Here is a 20,393-nt window from a genome sequence, read left to right as displayed (position 1 = left end):
GGGCCCGGGCGCCGCTGCGGGCGCCGGGAGAATGAAGGTGGCGTTGGGGTGCCGGCGCGGCTCGTGAGACCCGGCCGGCGCCCGCCGCCCGACTTATTTCGGGAAGCTGGAGACGTCGCAGCCCGAATCCTTCACCGACAGATAGGCCTCGTTGCCGGGCACGGTGGAGACCTGCTTGTAGGCGTCCCAGGGCCCCTTCGACTGGTCCGGCGACTTCACCTGGAACAGATACATGTCGTAGACCATGCGCCCGTTCGCCTGCACCTTGCCGTGCTTGGCGAAGAGATCCTCGACCGGCATCTCGTGCAGCTTCTTGGCGACCGGCTCGGTCGCGTCGGTGCCGGCGGCCTTCACCGCCTTCAGATACTGCAGCACCGCCGAATAGGTGCCGGTCTGGATCATGTTGGGCATCCGCCCGGTCTTTTCCATGAAGCGCTTGGCGAAGGCGCGGTTCTCGTCGTCCTGGTCCCAGTACCAGCCCTCCGTGAGGTTCAGGCCCTGCGCCGCCTGCAGGCCGAGCCCGTGCACCTCCGCGAGGGTGAAGAGCAGCGCCGCGAGCTTCTGCCCGCCCTGGACGATGCCGAATTCGGAGGCCTGCTTGATCGCGTTGGCGGTGTCGAGGCCGGCGTCGGCGAGGCCGATGACCTTGGCGCCGGAGGACTGCGCCTGCAGCAGGAAGGAGGAGAAGTCGTTGGTCGACAGCGGATGCTTGACGTCGCCGAGCACCTTGCCGCCGTTCGCCTTGACGAAGTTCGCCGTCTGGTTCTCCAGCGAATAGCCGAAGGCGTAGTCGGCGGTGAGGAAGAACCAGGTGTCGCCGCCGGCCTTGACCAGCGCGCCGCCGGTGCCGACCGCGAGGGCGTGGGTGTCGTAGGCCCAGTGGAAGCCGTAGGGGCTGCACTGCTTGCCGGTCAGATCCGTCGTCGCCGCGCCGGTGACGATGTCGATCTTCTTCTTCTCCTTCGACAGCCCCTGGACGGCGAGCGCCACCGAGGAGGTCGTCAGCTCCATGATCGCGTCGACCTGCTGGGTGTCATACCACTCGCGCGCGATGTTCGAGGCGACGTCCGGCTTGTTCTGGTGGTCGGCGTCGATGATGACGATCGGCTTGCCGAGCACGGTGCCGCCGAAGTCCTCCGCCGCCATCTTGGCTGCCGCCACCGACCACTTGCCGCCGAAGTCGGCATAGACGCCGGACTGGTCGTTGAGGATGCCGATCTTGACGACGCCGTCCGAAATGTCCTGCGCCTGGGCGGCGAGGGGCACGAGGGCGGCTGCGGTCACCGTGGCGGCGAGCAGCGCTTTGAACATACGCATGGTGGAACTCCTCCCGAGGGTCGAAGCCGCCGGGAACCCTCCCGGTCCGGCGGCGCGATCACGGGCGGATGTGAAACTGCGGGAGCGTCACTGTCAAGCAAGCGGCCATGCGACATTCGTCTCTGCCGCGTGTTCCGCCCGAGCGCTTCCCCGTCGTTCGGCCGGCTTTTCTTTGACGCCGCCCGCCTTCGTCTTGCCGTTTCGGCGAAAGCGGTCGTTGAGGACGCGGCCCGGCTGGACCACGGCTTCCGCCGGTTCCTGGCTCCAGCGCCTGCCGCCTGTGAGCCAGCGCGCGAGGCGGGAGACGGCGATGTGGCGGTTGAGGTCGTAGCGGGGATCGCGGGAGCGGGCCTGGCGAGCCAGCCGCGCCGTCTCCGAATCCATCCGCATCCGAAGCGCCTGCAGGCGCTCCGCCGAAAGCCGCGCGGCATCGTCCGCCTCGACCGCCGCATCGACATCCGGGCCGGCCGCGCCGAGGCGCAGCATCAGCGCCGACAGTTCCTGCCGCGACAGTGCCGCAGCGGTGGCGGCGCGTCGGCGTTCCGCATGCCGGCGCGCCTCTCCGGCCAGCGTTTCGCGGATCGGATCGAGATCTCGTGGACAAAGCATCGGGCCCTCCGGATGTTGTACGCAGAGCCTGCGGCAGCGGCGCCGTTCCGGGGATAAATTCCTTGCAATGTGCGGTCCGATCTGCCAATCCGACACTACGGATCGTTGTGGATTATAGGCTTATCGAGAAACCGGGGATATAGGAAAATATTCACATATCGCGCCGAGGTCGGTAAGACGGGGAGGTCGTTCATGCCGGAAAGGTCCTCGTCATGCAGATGGAGTTCATCGAAAGGCGCAGCATCCCGGGCTGCGATTTCAGGGGAATGGCGCTGGCGTCGCCGGGCGAGGCCGCGGGCGACATGGGTTCGCCGTCGCCTCCCGCAGCCGCGGCCTGCCGGCTCTCCCGCGAGATCGCCAGCGCCTTCCTCGATATTCCGGTCGCCGACATCGAGCGTCCGAGCCGCGCCGTCGTGCCGGTCTGCGACGCCCGTCACGTCGCGATCTATCTCGCCCATGTCGTGTTCCAGATCTCGCTGTCGCGCACCGCGCGGGAGTTTGGACGCGATCGCACGACCGTCGCCCATGCGGTGCGCCGGATCGAGGATCGCCGGGACGACCGAGATTTCGACGCCATGCTGGATCGGCTGGAGCGGCTGGCCCATGCGGTGCGCACCGTCCTCGCTGCTGAAAGCCCTTCCGGCGCCCCGGCGAACGGCGGGGAGATCGGGTGATGGCGGACCGTCCGGGCTTCGATCCCGACGAATCGCCGTTGACGCGGCTGGCGACGCGCCGCGGGCGGGACGGCCAGGCGTTCCTCGCCGAGGCCGAAGCGATGGCCGGCGAACGGCTGCGCGTCGACTTCACCAGAGGCAATCTGACGCCGTCGGTCAGCCAGCGCTGGGACGCGGCGCCGCGCCAGCGCGGGGTGCGGAACGGCACCGGCGATCTCTCGGACACGGCGATCGACGCCCGCCAGCGTGTGTCCGCGGCAATCGACGCGGTCGGGCCGGAGCTCTCCGGCGTGCTTCTCGACGTCTGCTGCTTTCTGAAGGGGCTGGAGACGGTGGAGCGCGAGCGGCAATGGCCGGCGCGATCGGCCAAGCTGATGCTCAAGGCCGGGCTCGGCATGCTGGCGCGGCACTACGGCTTCGCGGCCGAGGCGGCGAGCGGGGCTGAGCCGCGCATCCGGCGCTGGCGCGCCGCCGACGCCCGGCCGACGATCGGCGGCGGGTCACGTCCGGACTGACGCTCGTCCTGCCTGCGCCCGCCTCAGGCGGCGGCGAGCGCCTGCCGCGCATCGTTCTTGATGCGCGTCACCATCGAGCGCAGGCCGTTCGAGCGCTGCGGGGTGAGGTGGTCCTGGAGGCCGAGCTTGGCGAAGGCCGCCTCGGCGTCGATGTCGAGGATCTCGGGCGCCGCCTTGCCGGAGAACAGCGCCAGCGCGATCGCGACGAGGCCGCGCACGATGTGGGCATCGGATTCGCCCCGGAAGGTCAGATGCGGCGGCGACGCCGCATCGCTCTCGCTGACCAGCCAGACCTGGCTGACGCAGCCGCGCACCTTGTTCTCGTCGCTCAGCGCACCCTCCGGCATCTGAGGCAGCGCGCGGCCGAGCTCGATGAGATAGCGGTAGCGGTCTTCCCAGTCGTCGAGAAGTTCGAAATCGGCTTCGATCTCGTCGAAGGTCTGCATCCTGTCTCCGCTCGGGTCGGGGTGAGGGTCTGCCGAAGCGCCGACGCTCGCCGCCTTCGCGTCCTGCGCCGGCGGGAGCCGTTTCCGCCCCGCCGCTTCCGGACGACAGCCGCTCACGTCTGCCTCGCCGATATAGGGGAGACCGTCCCGGATGTCAGGGTGCGGCAGGCCATTCCTGCCGCCGCGTCCGCTCGTCCTTGGCTTCAGCCGCGCGGGGCCGGCTGCGGGATCGGCAGGTGCCGGAAGGCGAGCTTCTGCGGCACCGCTGCAGGCGGCACCGGCCTCTCGGCAAGGGCGTGATCCTCCGGCATATGCGGCATGTCCATCAGGAGGTTGCGGCCGATCGTGCCGGTGACGGTCGGGTCGGGATCCGACGGCCTCGCCGAGGCCGCGAGCCGTTCCGTCGCCGCCCGGACCCTGCCCGCTGCCGCGAGGGCGGCGTCGCGCGCCGGCGGTTCCGCCGCACCCGCCTGCTGCGACTTTTCCGTCGTGGCCGGCTGACGGCGGCTTGCCGCGCTCGGCGCGTCGACCAGGCTGTAGGCGAGGGTGACGCCGTCCTCGACCCGCTGCCCGGCGAAGCGCACGAGATCGCCGCCGGCGGTGCAGGCTGCCGGTGCCCGGCCGCAGAAGTTCGACATGTCGGAGATCGCCGCCTGCGCGCCGGCGAGCGTCGAGAACAGGTTGATGCCGCCGTCGCCCTTGCCGTCCTGGCCCGAATGTCCCGGCAGGACCATCGCGGCGAGGCCGAGGAAGAATGCCGATTTCATCATGAACCGTATCATGGGTCCGCTCCTGAAAGCCTTGGGGCGGGGAGAGCCTCACGTGAGTTCGCCGAAGCCCGCCGCGCCGTCTTCGAAGCGACCATGACAGACGCGCGGCAAGACGGCGTTGAAACTGAGAGCCGAATTTATCTCAAATTCGAACGATTCGTTGCCGCCGGTCGCGAGGCCCGGCGCCGGCACCCGCCAAGCGCGTAGGGGCTCGCGAAACGTTAACCATAAGGCCAATCCGCCCGAGCCCGGAACGCCGGGTTCGTGGGGCTTCCGCGGCATCGATCGCCCGCCTGTGCGGCTTGCTTATGGCTTCCTTAAACCGCGCGATTCATCATTCGAACGGTCAGGCGGGATCACCGGCAGCGGGTCTGCCGTCCGCCGAATGAGGTCGAACGAAGGTGCGTATGAACGAGGTGTTGGAGGGAAAGCGCGGCGGGGCGACGGCATCGGCCGACGCCGGCGGTCCGCTGCTGAGACGCCTCGATGATCTCGTCTCGCCGCGCGTCGTCGAGCCGGCGGAGAGGCGCCGGCATGCGGTGACGCTCGGCGTCCTCGTGTCGCTGGGGCTGATCGCCGCGCTGGCGTCCCCGGCGCTCGTGATCCTGAAGGCGGGGGCCCTGGTCGCGGCGCTGCCGATGGTGGTTGCGGCGCTGGCGATCGCCACCGCCTCGCTCCTGGCCGTTACCGGCGCGCTGCAGGTCATGATCTGGCTGGGGGCGACGCTGGTCTTTGCCGCGCTCGGCGCGAGCATCGCCGCGAATGCCTCGGCTTTCCAACTGGCCCTGCCGGTGTTCCTCGTCCTGCCGCTGGAGGCGCTGCTGGCGCATCGCCGCAGGCTCGCCGCCGGTCTCGCCGTCTCGGCCGCTCTCGCGGCGGTCGTGCCGCTGGCGGCGACCGCGGCTGCGCCGGATCTCGGTACGGCGCATCTCGTTCTGGCCGGAGCGGCGCTCGCCTATGGCGCACGGCTGGTTCGGCGCGGCCAGCGGCCGGCGACTGCGGCCGTTCCGTCGCCGGAGGCGGCCGCCGTCGGAGGGTGCGCGGCGGCGGACTTCACCGGAGCGGCGCTCCTGACGCTCGAGACGGAGGGACGCGTGCGCGCCGCGTCCGCGGCGGCGCGGGAGATGCTGGGCGGTCCGGAGGGCGAGATCGTCGGAGCGGCGCTCAGCGACCTCATCCACGTTGCCGACCGTGTCGCGGTGCTGCAGGCGCTGGACGGGCTTCGCCGCGGATCCGAGCCGCAGCGCATCCCGGCGCGGCTGACCCGCCCGGGGCAAGCACCGCTGCCGGCGATGCTGACGATCGGGCTGTCGCCCATCGAAGCCTCCGTCGTACCGGAGATCTGGATCGGGCTCGCCGCCCCCGAGACCGATACGCGGGAAGCCGAGGTGCTCGAGGCCGCGCTCCAGGCGGCCAATCAGGCCTCGGCGGCCAAGACACAGTTCCTGGCGGCGGTCAGCCACGAGTTGCGCACCCCGCTCAACGCCATCATCGGCTTTTCCGACATTCTCGACCAGGAGTTCTTCGGCGGCTTCGAGAGCGTCCAGCAGAAGGAATATGTCGGCCTGATCCGGCAGTCCGGCCAGCACCTCCTGCAGGTGGTCAACACCCTCCTCGACGTGTCCAAGATCGAGGCCGGGCGCTACGAGCTGCATCCGGAGCCGTTCGTCCTTGCCGAGGCGATGGCGGAGGCCGGCGACCTGATGCGCGAGGAGGCGCGTCGCAAGGGCCTCCGGATCGACGTGCGCGGCGGCTGCGAGGACGTCGAGCTCGTCGCCGACCGCCACGCCTGCCAGCAGGTGCTCCTCAACCTTCTCTCCAACGCCGTGAAGTTCACCGACGAGGGGGTGGTCACGCTGGAAAGCCGGGTCGACGGCGACGCCGTCGAGCTCTGCGTCTCCGACACCGGAATCGGTATTTCGCCGCACGATCTGGAAAGGCTCGGCCGCCCCTTCGTGCAGGTCTCGACCGGCGCGGCGCGGCGCTATCCCGGCACCGGCCTCGGCCTTTCGCTGGTGAAGGGCCTCGTCGAACTGCATGGCGGCTCGATGGCGGTGACGAGCCACCCCGGCGTCGGCACCATGGTCAGTGTCCGCCTTCCCCGCGACGGGTGTCCGCTTCCGGCCCCGTCCAACAGCAATCAGGAAAACATCGTAGCGCTCAGTGATGCCCGCACAAAAACGACCCACTCCCCGCAAGCCCGCGAAACGCGCCGCTCAGCCTAGCCTCGCCCGGCGAGCTATCGGCCTTTGCGGCCGCGGCGCGAAGGCGACCGGCGGCGTCGTCGCGCGCCGGCCGGCCCTGTCGGCCGGGCTCGGCGGCTTCACGATCCTGTTCGTCAGCGTTGCGGCCAACGGGCTCTACGGCCAGCATGCGCGTCATCCGAACCCGATGCTCGCGACGCGCCAAACCCTCGCTGGCGCTTCTGAGCGCCCTGTCCGGTCGGCGTCGCTGGCGCCGGCCCGGCGCGCGCCGGTCGCTCTGCCGCCGGCTCCCGACATGCGGCCGGATCCGAGCGAGACCGCGTCCATCGGCGAACGCATGGATGGGGGCGGCACCATCGTGCCGCAGGACCGTCCGACTCCCGCGGCACGCCCGTCCCGCGCCCCGGCAAAGGTCGAGGCGCGCTTCGCCTCGCTCAGCCATGACGAGCTGGTCAAGCGCATCCAGACCGCGCTGACCACGGCTCAGGTCGCCCATCTCGACGCCGACGGCATTGCCGGCGAGAAGACCCGGGAGGCGATCCGCACCTTCCAGGCGCTCGAGGGGATGAAGGTGACGGGGAAGCCCGACGCCGCCTTCCTGGAGCATCTCGCCAAGGTCGGGATCGTGAAGTAGCGGGAGCGCCCGTCTCTGGCCCCTCGCGCGATCCGCGGGACAAGCGGGCGGCGCGTCTTATGTTCGCCTCGCAAACGCTCACACCAGGATGGCGCGGCATGCGGATCACCAGCGAGCTCTTCGTCGCACAGCTCCTGCGCCGGCTGTTTGCCGCCGGCGACTTCGCCGCCGTGGTGCGGCGCGGGGCGGAGGCGGCCGGAGCCATCTTCGTCGTCGCCCGGGGGCGCGGCGGCGCCGTCCAGCTCTTCGGTCCCGCCGTGCAGAGCCTGTCGGAAGACGTCGGCGGCCGGCAGTTCATGCGCGAGGCCGCGAGCGACGACGCCGCGCTGGATGCCCGCTTCGCGCGCGAAGCCCGCTTCGACCCGGATTTCTGGGTGGTCGAGATCGAGACGGAGCGCCCGGAGGACTTCCTGGATATCGTCGAGGACGAATAGGCGAGGGCGGCCCCGCCGGGGGAGCATCCGGTGAAGCTGTCGGCGGGCCCTCAGAAGCCGAGGACCAGCTTCGCGGCGATGGTCCACATGGTGATGCCGACCACCGTCTCCAGCACGCGCCAGGAGGCAGGCCTGGCAAACAGCGGCCGGAGCAGAGCGGCCCCGTAGCCGAGCGAGAAGAAGAACAGGAAGGACGCCGTCATCGCGCCGAGCGCGAAGGCGGCCGGGTTCTGCGGAAACCGCGTTGAGATCGTGCCGATCAGGATCAACGTGTCGAGATAGACATGCGGGTTCAGCCAGGTGAGGGCGAGGCAGAGACCGAGGGCGCTGCGCCAGTGCTGCGGCGCCGCGTCCGCCGGGGCGAGCGTCGCGTCCGAGGCGAGCGCCGCGCGGAAGCTGCGCAGGCCGTACCAGACGAGGAACGCCGCGCCGCCGTAGCGCAGGATCGGGTCCAGCGCCGGGACCTCCTCGACGATCGCTCCGAAGCCGCCGACGCCGGCGCCGATCAGCACCGCGTCCGACAGCGAGCAGGCGAGGCAGATCAGGAGGACGTGCTCGCCGCGCAGACCCTGGCGCAGGACGAAGGCGTTCTGGGCGCCGATCGCGAGGATCAGGCCGAAGCCGACGGCGAGCCCGGTCAGATATGCTTCGCTCATGACGGATCCGCTGGGACTGTCGGGGGAGGGCGCGGGCGGCGCCCGCCGCGACGGCTGGAGATGGGGAAGGCCCGCCCGCGCGCCTGGCGGGCTGACCGTTGCACCCGTGACTAGCCGACGCCCGCCGCTCTGTCGACGGGGACGGCCGGACCGGCTCCGGCCCGCGCTCAGGTCTGGGGACGACGCGGGCCGGCGCTTGACCTTGCGGGTCCCGTCCCCCTAATCGCAGCGTCCGGCCGGCGCCGGCAGGCAAGACGGGCAGGGATCTTCATGGCAATCGACGTTCTTCTCATCGGGTCCGGCGGCCGCGAACATGCGCTCGCCTGGAAGCTCGCGAAGTCGCCCGAGATCGGCGCGCTCTATGCCGCGCCCGGCAATCCCGGCATCGCCGAGGAGGCCGAACTCGTGCCGCTCGACGTCGCCGACCATGCCGCGGTCGTCGCCTTCTGCCGCGACAAGGCGATCGGCCTGGTCGTGGTCGGGCCGGAAGCGCCGCTGGTCGCCGGTCTCGCCGACGCGCTCTCGGACGCCGGAATCCGCGTCTTCGGACCGTCCGCCGCCGCCGCACGGCTCGAAGGCTCCAAGGGCTTCACCAAGGATCTCTGCACCCTCCACGACATCCCGACCGCCCGCTATCGCCGCTTCAACAACGCGCCGGACGCCAAGGCCTATATCCAGGAGACCGGCGCGCCGGTTGTGGTGAAGGCGGACGGGCTCGCCGCCGGCAAGGGCGTCACCGTCGCCGCGACCAAGGACGAGGCGCTGAAGGCGATCGACGCCTGTTTCGACGGCGACTTCGGCGGGCCCGGCGCCGAGGTGGTGGTCGAGGAATTCCTCGAAGGCGAGGAGGCGAGCCTCTTCTGCATCTGCGATGGCGAGCGGGCGCTGTTCTTCGGCACCGCGCAGGACCACAAGCGCGCCTTCGACCGCGACCGCGGCCCGAACACCGGCGGCATGGGCGCCTATTCGCCGGCGCTGTGCATGAGTGATCAGATGGTGCGCCGGGTGATGCGCGAGATCGTCGAGCCGACGCTGAAGGGCATGCGCGAGGCCGGATCTCCCTTCAGGGGCGTGCTCTATGCCGGGCTGATGCTGACCGAGGCCGGGCCGAAGCTGATCGAATACAACGTCCGCTTCGGCGACCCGGAATGCCAGGCGCTGATGATGCGGCTCGACAGCGATCTCCTGCCGGTGCTGATCGCGGCGGCGGACGGAGACGTCTCGACGGTGACGCTCGACTGGTCGCACGATGCGGCGCTGACCGTCGTCATGGCCGCGCAGGGCTATCCCGGCGCCTATGAACAGGGCACGGAGATCCGCCACCTGCCGCCGCAGACGCCTGCGACGACGGTGTTCCAGGCCGGCACGGCCCGCTCCGGCGACAGGCTCGTCGCCAGTGGCGGCCGCGTCCTCGCGGTGACGGCGCGCGGACGGAGCGTGCGCGAAGCGGCGCGCCGCGCCTATGCGGCCGTCGAGGCGGTCGACTGGGACGGCGGCTTCTGGCGCTCGGACATCGGCCACCGCGCGATCATGATCGAGGAGCGGTGACGCCCGCCGCGTTGCTCGGCCTTTAGACGCGAAAACGAGAATCACCCGACGTATCGGAACGACCGCTGCGTGCCTCCGTTGGTCCCTCAACGCTCATCGAGCCGAAAAGGATAGGAGGTGCATATGCTTAGCCATAAACCGACCGGAACGTCCCTGATTGCCATGATCGCTGCCGCGGGGCTGGCGACCGCCGCTCTGCCGGCCGGGTCCGCCGCCGCGCAGACGGGCAATGGCAATGCGTCGAACCAGACCACCAACGTCCAGGGCACGGCCAATCCGAACGCCAACACCAGCCGCGCCAACACCAACCGGGCGAACGGCAGCGCCAAGGGCGCGAACGGCCACAACGGCGTGATCGTCAATCTCGACAGCTGGAACACGGCCCCCCTCTACAAGGGCATCTCGTCGAACTGGCTGATCGGGTCGGAGGCGCACGGGCCGAACGGCAATGTCGTCGGCGACGTCGAAAACATCGTCATCGGCCCCAACGGCCAGATCCAGCGGCTGATCATTGCCTCGGGCGGCTTCCTCGACATCGGCGACACCAATTACGGCGTGCCGTGGAACCAGGTGAAGGTCCCGTCGGGCCGCTTCGACTGGGTCGACGTCCCGGTGACGCAGCAGAACCTCAGCAAGTACCCGACCTATCCGGAAGTGGTCGAGAAGGTCACCTCGCAGAATCGGAACTGGCAGCCCCGCGAGCTGATCGGTGATGTCGTCAACCTGAAGGGCGCGGCCAATTACGGCTATGTCAGCGACATCATCTTCAACCGTTCCGGCAAGGTCGAGTCCGTCGTCGTCAACCCGTCCTATGGCGCAGTCGCCGGGACTCGCAACGGCGCCGCCGGCGGCTATTACGCCATGCCGTTCTACGGCTACGGCTATGGCGGCTGGACGCCGGGGGCGACGGCCTACAACGCGCCCTATACGCGCGGCCAGATCGAAGGCGTCGGCGCCTACGACTACGGCCGCATGCAGGCCGGGGCGGCGCGCGGCCGCAACATGGGCAACGGCAACATGGCCAATGCCAACAACCGCGCGGGCGTGACCGCGAACGGCGGCAACAATTCGCAGGCTGCGTCTCAGACCAACGGCGCGGCGGGGATGACCACCGGCTCCGTCGGCAATGGCCAGGCGAGCCCGGACATCGCCAACGGCACCATCCATCCGAATGGCGCCAACGGTGCCAATGGCACGACGAACGGCGCGGGCGGCACGGCCAACGCGACCGGCACCGCGAACAGCGGCATGGACAACGCCAACGGCGTGCTGAGCAATAACGGCCAGTGATGCCGGTTCCACGGCTTCGAAAGGCCGCGGCAGGATAGGTGCGGCACGCGGCGCCCGTCATCCCTAAGGGATGGCGGGCGTCCGCCTGTGCGCCTGCCGCAGCAAGCGCGCAGCGCCTAATGCCCGCCGCCGCCGGACGCCCGCGCCGCAGGCTTCTGCATGAAGACCGTCAGCAGGATGAGCGCGCCGAACAGTGCGGTCAGCGCCGTGAAGACGTCGGCGAAGGACATGACCGAGGCTTCGCGCGCGACGATGTTCTTCATCTGGAACAGCGCGGCGCTGTTCCCGTCCAGCCCGTGCGACTGGAACATCTGGACCATGCTGTTCATCCGCTCGTCCACCACCTCGCGGCCCCAGCGCACATGCTCGGCGATGCGCTGGTAATGCAGCGTGTTGCGCTCGTTCAGCATGGTGTTGATGATCGCGAGGCCCACCGCGCCGCCGAGGTTGCGCGTCAGGTTGAACAGGCCCGAGCCGCCCTTCATCTTCTGCGGCGAGAGGGTGCCGAGCGCGACGTTGTTGATCGGGATCATCGCCATCATCAGCCCGATGCCGCGCAGGATCTGCGGGATGAACAGCTCCCAGAAGTCCCAGTCATGGGTGAGGCCGGACATCAGATAGGTGCCGAGGCCGAAGGAGAAGAAGCCGATGGCGAGCATCAGCCGCAGGTCCATCTTGCCGGACAGCATGCCGGAGATCGGCGCCATGAAGAACATGGTGAGGCCGGAGATGAACATCGTCTCGCCGATCATCAGCGAATCGTAGCCGCGGATGCGGCCGAGATAGATCGGGTAGAGATAGGTCAGGCCGTAGAGGCCGATGCCGAGCACGAAGGAGAACAGGCAGCCGACCGCGAAGTTGCGGTTGCCGAAGGCCGAGAGGTCGACGATCGGCTCCTTCGCGGTGAAGGCGCGCCACAGGAAGACGACCGCACCGACCGCCGTGATGACGGCGAAGGTGAGAATGGTCCTGTCCTCGAACCAGTCGTTCAGCGGGCCTTCCTCCAGCACGTATTCCAGCGAGCCGAGGAAGGCGGCCAGGCCCGCGAGACCCCACCAGTCGAAGGCGTCGAAGAGCTTGAGGTTCGGCTGGTCGAAGTCGACGAGGTTCCACACCGCGATCGCGACGATGATGCCGGGCGGCACGTTGACCAGGAACAGCCAGTGCCAGGAGAAGGCGTGGCTGAGATAGCCGCCGACCGTAGGGCCGATCGTCGGGGCGAGGGTGGCGACGAGGCCGATCATCGGCGAGACGATCGGCCGCTTGGACGGCGGGAAGATGGTGAAGGCCGCGGCGAAGACGCTGGGGATCATGCCGCCGCCGATGAAGCCCTGGATGGCGCGGTAGACGATCATCTGGTCGATGTTCGTCGCCGTCGCGCACATCGCCGAGGAGGCGGTGAAGCCGGCGGCGGCGAGGGTGAAGAGGACGCGGGTCGACAGCATCCGGCCGAGGAAGCCCGACAGCGGGATCATCACCACTTCGGCGACGAGATACGCCGTCTGCACCCAGGCGATCTCGTCCTTCGACGCGGACAGGCCGGCCTGGATCTCCGACAGCGAGGCCGAGACGATCTGGATGTCGAGGATCGCCATGAACATGCCGAAGACCATGGCGATGAACGCCACGACCTTGCGCATCGGCATGGCTTCCTCGCCAGGCCGAAGGGCGGCGGGGGGCTGGGCAGCTGCGGTAGCGGACATGTCCGTCGTCCTTGCGCCTCGGCGCTGATGTGTCGGCGCGGCGCCGCCTCAGCGCTGCGCGGCGGCCGAAGCGGCGGCGCCGTCCTTCGGCGTCGTGCGGATGTCGATCGCGACCACCGCCGACAGACCCGGCCGCAGCCGGCCGGCGAGCGCCGCCTGGTCGTCGATCGCAACGCGCACCGGCACGCGCTGGACCACCTTGGTGAAGTTGCCGGTCGCGTTGTCCGTCGGCAGCAGCGAGAAGACCGAGCCCGATGCCGGCGAGATGCTGACGACCGTGCCGGTCAGCTCGCGTCCGGGCAGCGCGTCGATCTCGATCGTCGCCTTCTGGCCCGGAACGATGTCGGCGAGCTGCGTCTCCTTGAAGTTGGCGTCGACATAGATGCCGGACAGCGGCACGACGCTCGCCAGGCGCTGCCCCGCCGAGACGAGATTGCCGGGCTCGACGCTGCGGTTGCCGACGATGCCGTCATAGGGCGCCTTGAGGACGGTGAAGGAGAGGTTGCGCTTCGCCTGGTCGCGCGCAACCTCCAGCTCGCGGAGCAGGCTCTGCGCCTCGATCTTCTGCGCGTCGACGACGCCGAGGCTGGCCTTGGCCGCGGTCAGCGCGGCCTCCGCCGCGGAGACCTTGGCGGCATCGGCATCGCGCGCGCTCTGGGCGGCGTCCTGCGTCGCCCGCGCACCGGCGCCCCGCTTCGCGAGATCCTTGGCTCGGGAGAGATCAATCTCGGCCTGCGCCAGGGCGGTCCGGGCGGCTTCCAGATTGGCCTGCGCCTCGCCGACCGATGCCTCCGACGCCTTGCGCTGCGCGTCGAAGCTCGCGACCGTCGCCTGCTGCGTGGCGATCTTCGCCTCCGCCGCGCGCAGAGCGAGTTCGTAGTCGCCGGAATCGATCGTCACCAGCGGCTCGCCCGCCTTGACGCGCTGGTTGTCCTCGACCGGAACGCTTTCGACATAGCCCGAGATCTTCGGCGCAATAACGCTCATGTCGGCGCCGACATAGGCGTCGTCCGTCGATTCCAGGAAACGGCCCTCGGTCCAGTAGTAGTGCCCGTACCAGCCGCCGGCGCCGAGCACGGCGAGCGCCAGGATCGGCAGGAGGATGCGCTTGCGGCCGCGCCTGCGCGGGGCGGGCGCAGCCGCGGCCGGTGCCGCGGGACCGGCCGGTGCCGCCGGCACGGCGGCGGGCGTCGCCGGGCGTTCGCTCGCCGGCGCCGCGTCGGCTCGCGGTCCTGCCTCGGTGGCCGGCTTCGTCACCGCCCCCTGGCGCGACGCCCGGGCCTGATCGGACGAGTCTTCACTTCGAAACATCGCGTCCTCGGACCGCTCTTCCAGCATCGCCGGCTCCTGAAATCGAACCGAACCGTTCGGTTTGATTTTCTTTACAGCGCCGCTCTGGACGTGGCAAGGAGGAGCATGCACGCCTGCCACGGCGAATCTGCAACGCTGCGTCAACCCGGCGAGACATGAAACCCAACAACTCCGATGATCCGGTAAAGACGCGGATCGCAGCCGGCAAAAATCCGAAGAAGCGGCGGCAGATCCTCGATGCCGCTGCGCGCGTCTTCGCCGCCGTCGGTTTCGACAAGGCGGCGATGGACGACGTCTGCACCGAGGCAGGGACGTCCAAGAGCACGCTCTATGTCTACTTCCCCAGCAAGGAACATCTGTTCGCGGCGCTGGTCTGCGAGGAGCGCGACCGCTACGTCCAGGAGTTCATGGCGATCCTGCGCGATCCGACGCAGCCGGCGGAGACGCTCTTCCGCTTCGGCTGCCATCTCGCCCGCCGGCTCACCTCGCGGCGGGTGGTCCGGGCGCACCGCACCATCCTCAGCGTCGCCGAGCGCCTGCCGGAAATCGGCATGGACTTCTACGCCAAGGGACCGGAGCGCTCCCTCGACTTCCTCGCCGAATATCTGAAGGGGGTGGAGAAGGCCGGGCTTCTGCGCTTCGACGACCCGCGCCGGGCGGCGTCGCAGCTGTCGGACCTCGTCACCAGCGGGCTCCTGAAGCCGCGCCTGTTCGGCGTGATCACCGAGGATCCGAGCGAGGCGGAGCTCGAAGCGAGCGTCACGAGCGCGGTGCGTCTGTTCATGGCGGGCTACGCCGTCGACCGGCCACAGGCGGGATGAACGCCCACCGCTCTGCCAGCCGGCAACGCACGGTCCGCACGATCGTCCATCAAAAGGGGTGAGGCATTGGTGGAGCTGAGGGGGATCGAACCCCTGACCTCGTCATTGCGAACGACGCGCTCTCCCAGCTGAGCTACAGCCCCGTCCACCGATGCGAGCGGCATTTAGTGCGGGCGAAGGGGGCGTGTCAACGGCCCGGCGAACGGCCGGCGCAATTTCCTCGGCGCGGCATCGTTGGATGGCTCGATCGGTCTTCTGGCAATTCTCCGGCAACCGCGATGTCTCCGTCGGCTGGCCGTTCGCTTGCGCTCGAAGCAGGCGATGTCTACATCGGGGCCGGTTTACGAGGGGTTCCGGGTCGATGCTTGCAGTCACTTACGTTCTTTACCAGGCGCTCAATCTGTATTGGTGGATCGTCATCGCCTCGGCGGTCCTGTCGTGGCTCTATGCGTTCAACATCGTCAATCCCGGCAATCCCTTCGTCGACTCGGTCGGCCGCTTCCTGTGGCAGATGACCGAGCCGCTCTACCGGCGCATCCGCCGCGTCCTGCCGGACCTCGGCGGCCTCGATCTCTCGCCGCTGGTCGTGCTCTTCGGCATCATGTTCCTGCAGTATCTCATCGTCTATTACATCAACCCCGCCTTCTACCGTTACGGGGTCTGAGGCGGCGTGGCAGCGGCCGATGCCGGTGACCGCCGCTTCTTCGCGCCGGCAGCAGACGGCATCCTCCTCTTCGTGCGGCTGACGCCGCGCTCCAGCGCCGACCGGATCGAGGGTATCGCCGAGGACGCGGCGGGGAGCGTCTGGCTCGCCGCGCGAGTTCGAGCGGTGCCGGAATTCGGCAAGGCGAATGCCGCCCTGATCGCGCTCCTCGCAAAGCGCCTGAAAGTCCCGAAGTCGTCGATCGCAATCATGTCCGGCGAAACGTCGCGGTCGAAGACGGTCCGGATCTCCGATCCCCCCGATGGGCTTGCAGCACTTCTGGACGGGCTGGCAAAGGGGCGGTGAGCGTCCGCCGACCGCCCGGACGGCTGCCGCTTCGCCGTCAGTAGCGGAACTGTTCGGCGAGGATGCGCTCGTCCCAGGAATGATCCCGGTCGAACAGGATGATCGCGGTGTCCTCGGCCGATTCGCAGATCGTCACCCGTTCCACCGATTTCACCTCCGTCGCGTCCGCCACGGCATTGACCGGGCGCTTTTCGGATTCCAGCGCGACGATCTCGACGGTCTGGTGGTTGCGCAAGAGCGCCCCGCGCCAGCGCCGTGGCCGGAACGGGCTGACCGGGGTCAGCGCCAAGAGCGGCGCGTCGATCGGTATGATCGGGCCCTGGGCCGAGAGGTTGTAGGCGGTGGAGCCGGTGGGCGTCGCCACCAGCAGCCCGTCGCAGGCGAGTTCGTCCAGCCGCACCCGGCCGTCGATCGAGATCTGCAGCCGTGCCGCCTGGTAGGACTGGCGGAACACCGAGACCTCGTTGATCGCCAGCGCCTCGAAGCTCTCGCCTCGATTGTTGACCGCCGTCATCTTCAAGGGATGGATGACGTTCTCGACCGCCGCCGCCAGGCGCTCCTGCAGGCCGTCCTCGCGATAGAAGTTCATCAGGAAGCCGACCGTGCCCTTGTTCATGCCGTAGATCGGCTTGCCGGTGTCCATGAACTGATGGAGCGTCTGCAGCATGAAGCCGTCGCCGCCGAGCGCGACGACGACGTCGGCGCTGCGCGGATCGTCATTGCCGTAGAGCGCCGAGAGGCGCTGTGCGGCTTCGCGGGCGAGCGGGTTCTCGCTGGCGACGAAGGAGATGGACCGAAGATTTCGCGACATGCTCTGGGGCTGATCTCGTCGAAGCGGCGGGATCGCGGCCGCGGGTGCCTGCGCAAGCTAGCGCGAGCCGGCCACGAGTCCAAGCCGCAGAGGCCGGCTCGCGGCGGACGAGGCGCCCGATGATCGTCCGCTACCGGCTTTCCCCGATACGGCGCGGCGACGGCTAGCGGAACAGTTTCGCCAGCAAGGACCACACGCTGACCGTCGTGCGGTTATAGACGCGGTTGTAGGCGGCGCGTTTGGGATCGGTCAGCCAGCCATAGCCGCGGGGCGCCTTGAGGCCGAGGGAATGCCGGAGGAATCGGGCGGGCGATGTGCGGGCCGCGAGGCTCTTCCGCAGGCTCGGCTTGCGCAGTCCGAACTTCATCCGCCCACCTCCCGTGCCGCACCACAAGGGCGAGTGTCGCAGGAAGCGGCCGGAAATCAAGCGATCCTCTGCGAGATTCACGCGACATCGAGCCGGGACGATGCGGTCGAAGCACCTGATTTCGTTGGTGCCGGTTGAGGGGATTGAACCCCCGACCTTCGGTTTACAAAACCGCTGCTCTACCGCTGAGCTAAACCGGCGCGGGGCGCTGCATAGCATATTGCGGACCGCGTTGCAGCGGAAAATCGGGCTGTCCGCGAGCCGGTCTGTCCGCTCGGAGGAGAGGTCGCGCGGCGCTATGGCGCTGATCAGGGCTCTGGAAAACCTGCTGGCAGAGCTCTTCCGGAGAAGGCGACCCTGAAATGCGAAAAAGGGCAGCGAGGGGGAAGCTGCCCTTTTCCGACTGCATTTGCGATCGAGGGGGATGATCGCTTGGGGGTGCCTCGATAATGCGCGGGATGAAGAGGGGTTCCGAAAAAAGTTCGGACGATTCGAAGAATTTTAACGAATGCCTCTGGCACCGGCGGAGGACGGAAGCCTGCGCGCCGTCGAAACCCCGCTACGGGCCCGCCTCGGCTCTGCTGCGGGAGGCGTTCGCACCCGAACGCGGGAGTGGCGTGCCGCGCGCGATGGGTGCATAAAGCCGGGCGCAGGAGAGGCGGGCGAGCACCGTCCCGCCGACGCGTCCAAGTCCCTCGCGACCAAGAGGAGGCAGATCTGGTTCAAGCGTTTCGTGCCGCCGGCGATCCGGGCCGGCATCCGAATGGCTGGCCCGGCCGGCTGATGATCTGCGGCCAGTCCGAGGCGCGGCGGATGTTTTCCGAGCTTTCGCCGAGCGACGTCATCTCGATCAAGTCGCCGGACAAGTCCTATCTCGGGCCGAAGGACCTGCCCGAGGGCCGGCACCTGATCGTCGAATTCGAGGACGTGGAGGCGGAGGATGCGGCAGGCGCGCCGACGGCCGAACAGGTCTCGGCGATCCTCGGCTTCGTCGCGAAGCTGCCCGAGGATGCGCGGCTTCTGATCCACGGGCTGCAGGGCGTGCGGCGGGCGCCGGCGGTCGCGATCGGCATCCTTGCGACGCTGCTGTCGCCGGTAGAGGCGGCGGGCGCGGCCGTCCCATGCTGCCGGCACCCGGCCGATCCGAACCGCTTGGTGCTGCAGCGCTTCGACGCCGCCCTGTCGCTTCGAGGCGAACTCGTCGCGGCCTGTGCCGCCCGCTTTGTGCCCGGCCGCGCGACGCTGCGCCGGCGCGAGGAGGGCGACGGTGTCCCCTTCGCCTTCGACATGCTGGCCGGCAGCTCCAACGGCAAGTCGGCCGGCTGAAACACCGACAGTTGCCCGATGCGGAATGGCGGCGCGGTCAGATGTCCGGCTTGGCGATCATGAGCCAGACGATGGCGAGCACGGCTGCGAAGGCCGGGAAGCCGAAGGCGAACCACATCCGGTAGAGCCGGTGATATGCCGGCGGCAGCGGCAACCCCGCGTCGCGCGCCTCGGCCGCCAGGCGCCGCAGCCGGATCTGCATGGCGACGACGGGCAGCCAGAACAGACCGACGAAGACGTAGAGCCCGAGCGAGGCGAGCACCCAGCCCTGGCCCAGCGGCCAGCCGATCTCTCGCGCCAGGAGTGCGCCGGTGACGGGCTGCACCGCCGCCGCCGTCGCGGTGAAGACGGTGTCGGCGAGAACGACGATGCCGGCCGTGTGCGCGATCAGGGCCGGATCGCGGCTGCGGTTCGAGACCACCATGAAGAAGGCGATGCCGGCCCCGGTGCCGAGCAGGACGCAGGCGCCGACGATATGCAGAAAGAGCAGGATCTGGACGCTCATCGCTCGTCCAGAAGCGCGGCTGCGACGAGCGCGAGGACGATCCCCGGCAGCACCTTGACGAGCGGCCCGAGCGGGTCCGACCAGAGATCCGCGGCAAAAAGGGTCGCGCCGAGGAGATAGGCGACGGACACGGCGACCATGCCGAGACAGGCAAAGCGCGACAAAGGGCGGTAAAGGATGGCGAGGCCGAGGAGGAGGTCGATCAGCGACCCTCCGAGAACGGCGGCTGCGGCCGGCCCGGATCCGAGGCCCCGCTCCGTCAGCAGCGCTTCGGCCGGGCCGCTCTCGGCGAATCCGAGAAGACCCGACAGGACCCAGAAGAGAGACAGCGTCCCGATTGCCACCGGGCCGAGGAGCGTCAGCCGCGCGAACCAGCGCTCCTGTGCCGTCGCCGGAATTTCCGCCAGGGTCTCGGGCAGCGAGCGGCATGGCGATCCGCCGGCAGCTTCCCACGTCGCCGCGTCGCCGGTGATGCCGTCCTCCAGCGACCGGATCGCGTTCGTGCGTAGCGGCGAGCGCCAGCCGAGCCAGCCGGTCGCGTCGGCGATGCGGGCTGCCGCGCGCAGGAGCGGGCGCGGGATGGAAACGGTGAAGCGCCAGGGCGGAAATCCCTGCCACGCCCGGACCATCCGGAGCGTCTCGGCGAAAGACCGGGCCTGACGTTCGGTGATGTCGGCGAGCGTTCTGGCGGCAATCCCGCCCCGCGCCGCCTGGAGAACCGCTGCGGCTAGGTCCTCCACCCACACCGTCTGGATCGGGCTGTCGGCAAGCACCTTCGCGCAGACCAGCGGGACCGCTGCTGCGGCGCGCAGTAGCGCCGTCCCGCCATAGGCCTCGGTGCTCACCACCAGCGTCGGCCGCAGGATGATCCAGTCGTGACCGGAGGCCATGATCCGAGCATCGCCCCGCGCCTTGGAACGGAAGAACTCGGTGCCGGCATCGGGCGAGACGCCGGCGGCGGATATCTGGATGAATCGGGTCCTGCTGCCCGCCAGCGCTTCGAGCATGCGAGCGATCGCCACGTCGTGAATGGCGGCGAGACTGTCTCGTGCGCCCGTCTGCAACGCTCCCGAGGCGTTCACGACGACGTCGGCGTCTTGGAAGACCGTGCGCCAGTCCCGGACCGTCGCCGCGGCGATATCGAGCAGGATCCACGGTGCGTGCGGGTCGCAGCGCATTGCGGCGGCCTTGGAGCGGCCGACGCCGGTCACGGCGAATCCGTCCGCCTTCACGGCGCGAAGGCAGGCCGAGCCGATCAGCCCGTAGGCTCCGAGGATGACGGCCTTCCGCAATGAGCTTCCGTCCTTTCCACTTGCCGCCGTGACCAGTCTTCTGGCCGAGCCGTTGGATTTGCCGGTCGGCGTGGAAGTCCTACCAGCGCGAGGTTGCCAAGCCGATAACCGTGTGGCGCGTCTTGCGAATCGCCGGAAAACCTTTTCCAAC

22 protein-coding genes and 2 tRNA genes are annotated in these 20,393 nt (G+C 69.1%); 11 read left to right on the top strand and 13 right to left on the bottom strand.

What is annotated here, in order from left to right:
- Nucleotides 1-93: 93 nt before the first annotated feature.
- A complete protein-coding gene (locus tag AB5S17_RS11585) occupies nt 94-1,317 on the bottom strand; it encodes an ABC transporter substrate-binding protein (protein ID WP_369239425.1) in 1,224 nt (407 codons plus the stop codon).
- 93 nt (nt 1,318-1,410) lie between these two features.
- Nucleotides 1,411-1,926, bottom strand: coding sequence for a hypothetical protein (locus tag AB5S17_RS11580; RefSeq protein WP_369239423.1), 516 nt, complete (start codon nt 1,924-1,926; stop codon nt 1,411-1,413).
- A gap of 212 nt (nt 1,927-2,138) precedes the next feature.
- Between AB5S17_RS11580 and AB5S17_RS11575 the strand changes: the two genes are divergently transcribed.
- Both AB5S17_RS11575 and AB5S17_RS11570 read left to right on the top strand, forming a co-directional pair.
- Complete coding sequence (locus AB5S17_RS11575) at nt 2,139-2,600, top strand: helix-turn-helix domain-containing protein (protein ID WP_369239421.1); 462 nt, start codon at nt 2,139-2,141, stop codon at nt 2,598-2,600.
- Nucleotides 2,600-3,115 (top strand): DUF6456 domain-containing protein, encoded by a 516-nt coding sequence (locus tag AB5S17_RS11570; RefSeq protein WP_369239419.1) that lies wholly within the window; start codon nt 2,600-2,602, stop codon nt 3,113-3,115. The genes AB5S17_RS11575 and AB5S17_RS11570 overlap by 1 nt, the downstream gene beginning before the upstream one ends.
- 23 nt (nt 3,116-3,138) lie before the next feature.
- On the opposite strand, the gene AB5S17_RS11565 is transcribed toward AB5S17_RS11570, so the two are convergent.
- Together AB5S17_RS11565 and AB5S17_RS11560 are read right to left on the bottom strand one after the other, a co-directional pair.
- A complete protein-coding gene (locus AB5S17_RS11565) occupies nt 3,139-3,561 on the bottom strand; it encodes a SufE family protein (RefSeq protein WP_369239417.1) in 423 nt (140 codons plus the stop codon).
- Between the two features lie 203 nt (nt 3,562-3,764).
- Nucleotides 3,765-4,331: a DUF5330 domain-containing protein gene (locus AB5S17_RS11560; protein ID WP_369239415.1), complete on the bottom strand. Its 567-nt coding sequence runs from the start codon at nt 4,329-4,331 to the stop codon at nt 3,765-3,767.
- A gap of 407 nt (nt 4,332-4,738) precedes the next feature.
- Between AB5S17_RS11560 and AB5S17_RS11555 the strand changes: the two genes are divergently transcribed.
- From AB5S17_RS11555 to AB5S17_RS11545, 3 genes are all read left to right on the top strand, one after another.
- Nucleotides 4,739-6,556, top strand: a complete 1,818-nt coding sequence (locus AB5S17_RS11555; protein ID WP_369239413.1) for a sensor histidine kinase — start codon at nt 4,739-4,741, stop codon at nt 6,554-6,556.
- Nucleotides 6,498-7,169 (top strand): peptidoglycan-binding protein, encoded by a 672-nt coding sequence (locus tag AB5S17_RS11550; RefSeq protein ID WP_369239411.1) that lies wholly within the window; start codon nt 6,498-6,500, stop codon nt 7,167-7,169. Before AB5S17_RS11555 ends, AB5S17_RS11550 begins: the two co-directional genes overlap by 59 nt.
- Nucleotides 7,170-7,267: 98 nt before the next feature.
- Nucleotides 7,268-7,603 (top strand): DUF1491 family protein, encoded by a 336-nt coding sequence (locus AB5S17_RS11545; RefSeq protein WP_369239409.1) that lies wholly within the window; start codon nt 7,268-7,270, stop codon nt 7,601-7,603.
- 50 nt (nt 7,604-7,653) lie between these two features.
- Here the strand turns inward: AB5S17_RS11545 and AB5S17_RS11540 are convergent, their stop codons facing one another.
- A complete protein-coding gene (locus tag AB5S17_RS11540; protein ID WP_369239407.1) occupies nt 7,654-8,259 on the bottom strand; it encodes a LysE/ArgO family amino acid transporter in 606 nt (201 codons plus the stop codon).
- A 276-nt stretch (nt 8,260-8,535) separates the two neighbouring features.
- On the opposite strand from AB5S17_RS11540, the gene purD reads away from it, so the two are divergent.
- A complete protein-coding gene (gene purD, locus AB5S17_RS11535; protein ID WP_369239730.1) occupies nt 8,536-9,807 on the top strand; it encodes a phosphoribosylamine--glycine ligase in 1,272 nt (423 codons plus the stop codon).
- 123 nt (nt 9,808-9,930) lie between these two features.
- Complete coding sequence (locus AB5S17_RS11530; RefSeq protein WP_369239405.1) at nt 9,931-11,097, top strand: PRC-barrel domain-containing protein; 1,167 nt, start codon at nt 9,931-9,933, stop codon at nt 11,095-11,097.
- A gap of 116 nt (nt 11,098-11,213) precedes the next feature.
- Here the strand turns inward: AB5S17_RS11530 and AB5S17_RS11525 are convergent, their stop codons facing one another.
- Complete coding sequence (locus AB5S17_RS11525) at nt 11,214-12,743, bottom strand: DHA2 family efflux MFS transporter permease subunit (protein ID WP_369239403.1); 1,530 nt, start codon at nt 12,741-12,743, stop codon at nt 11,214-11,216.
- A gap of 105 nt (nt 12,744-12,848) precedes the next feature.
- Entirely contained in the window at nt 12,849-14,111 is a 1,263-nt protein-coding gene (locus tag AB5S17_RS11520; protein WP_369239401.1) for an HlyD family secretion protein, read from the bottom strand.
- Nucleotides 14,112-14,266: 155 nt separating this feature from the next.
- Between AB5S17_RS11520 and AB5S17_RS11515 the strand changes: the two genes are divergently transcribed.
- Nucleotides 14,267-14,932, top strand: coding sequence for a TetR/AcrR family transcriptional regulator (locus tag AB5S17_RS11515; protein WP_369239399.1), 666 nt, complete (start codon nt 14,267-14,269; stop codon nt 14,930-14,932).
- Nucleotides 14,933-14,999: 67 nt separating this feature from the next.
- Here AB5S17_RS11515 and AB5S17_RS11510 read toward each other — a convergent pair.
- Nucleotides 15,000-15,075 (bottom strand) — tRNA-Ala (locus AB5S17_RS11510).
- Between the two features lie 218 nt (nt 15,076-15,293).
- Here AB5S17_RS11510 and AB5S17_RS11505 point away from each other — a divergent pair.
- The gene (locus AB5S17_RS11505) at nt 15,294-15,596 is read left to right on the top strand and encodes a YggT family protein (RefSeq protein WP_369239396.1); all 303 of its coding nucleotides are present in this window, start codon (nt 15,294-15,296) and stop codon (nt 15,594-15,596) included.
- Between the two features lie 6 nt (nt 15,597-15,602).
- A complete protein-coding gene (locus AB5S17_RS11500; protein WP_369239394.1) occupies nt 15,603-15,941 on the top strand; it encodes a DUF167 family protein in 339 nt (112 codons plus the stop codon).
- A gap of 37 nt (nt 15,942-15,978) precedes the next feature.
- Here the strand turns inward: AB5S17_RS11500 and AB5S17_RS11495 are convergent, their stop codons facing one another.
- From AB5S17_RS11495 to AB5S17_RS11485, 3 genes are all read right to left on the bottom strand, one after another.
- Nucleotides 15,979-16,752 carry an NAD kinase gene (locus tag AB5S17_RS11495; protein ID WP_369239392.1) on the bottom strand — a complete coding sequence of 258 codons (774 nt, stop codon included), beginning with the start codon at nt 16,750-16,752 and terminating at the stop codon, nt 15,979-15,981.
- Nucleotides 16,753-16,915: 163 nt separating this feature from the next.
- Nucleotides 16,916-17,119, bottom strand: a complete 204-nt coding sequence (locus AB5S17_RS11490; RefSeq protein ID WP_369239390.1) for a hypothetical protein — start codon at nt 17,117-17,119, stop codon at nt 16,916-16,918.
- 125 nt (nt 17,120-17,244) lie between these two features.
- Nucleotides 17,245-17,319 (bottom strand) — tRNA-Thr (locus tag AB5S17_RS11485).
- Between the two features lie 613 nt (nt 17,320-17,932).
- Here AB5S17_RS11485 and AB5S17_RS11480 point away from each other — a divergent pair.
- Nucleotides 17,933-18,445 (top strand): phosphatase, encoded by a 513-nt coding sequence (locus AB5S17_RS11480; RefSeq protein WP_369239388.1) that lies wholly within the window; start codon nt 17,933-17,935, stop codon nt 18,443-18,445.
- Nucleotides 18,446-18,482: 37 nt separating this feature from the next.
- On the opposite strand, the gene AB5S17_RS11475 is transcribed toward AB5S17_RS11480, so the two are convergent.
- Both AB5S17_RS11475 and AB5S17_RS11470 read right to left on the bottom strand, forming a co-directional pair.
- Entirely contained in the window at nt 18,483-18,950 is a 468-nt protein-coding gene (locus tag AB5S17_RS11475; protein ID WP_369239386.1) for a DUF2269 family protein, read from the bottom strand.
- Nucleotides 18,947-20,242, bottom strand: a complete 1,296-nt coding sequence (locus tag AB5S17_RS11470) for an SDR family oxidoreductase (RefSeq protein ID WP_369239384.1) — start codon at nt 20,240-20,242, stop codon at nt 18,947-18,949. The genes AB5S17_RS11475 and AB5S17_RS11470 overlap by 4 nt, the downstream gene beginning before the upstream one ends.
- Nucleotides 20,243-20,393 lie beyond the last annotated feature (151 nt).

This window comes from Jiella sp. M17.18 (assembly GCF_041027365.1).
Taxonomy (GTDB): domain Bacteria; phylum Pseudomonadota; class Alphaproteobacteria; order Rhizobiales; family Rhizobiaceae; genus VKMB-3413.
The sequence above is the reverse complement of the archived record's forward strand: the minus strand, read 5'-3'. Positions and strand labels throughout refer to the sequence as shown.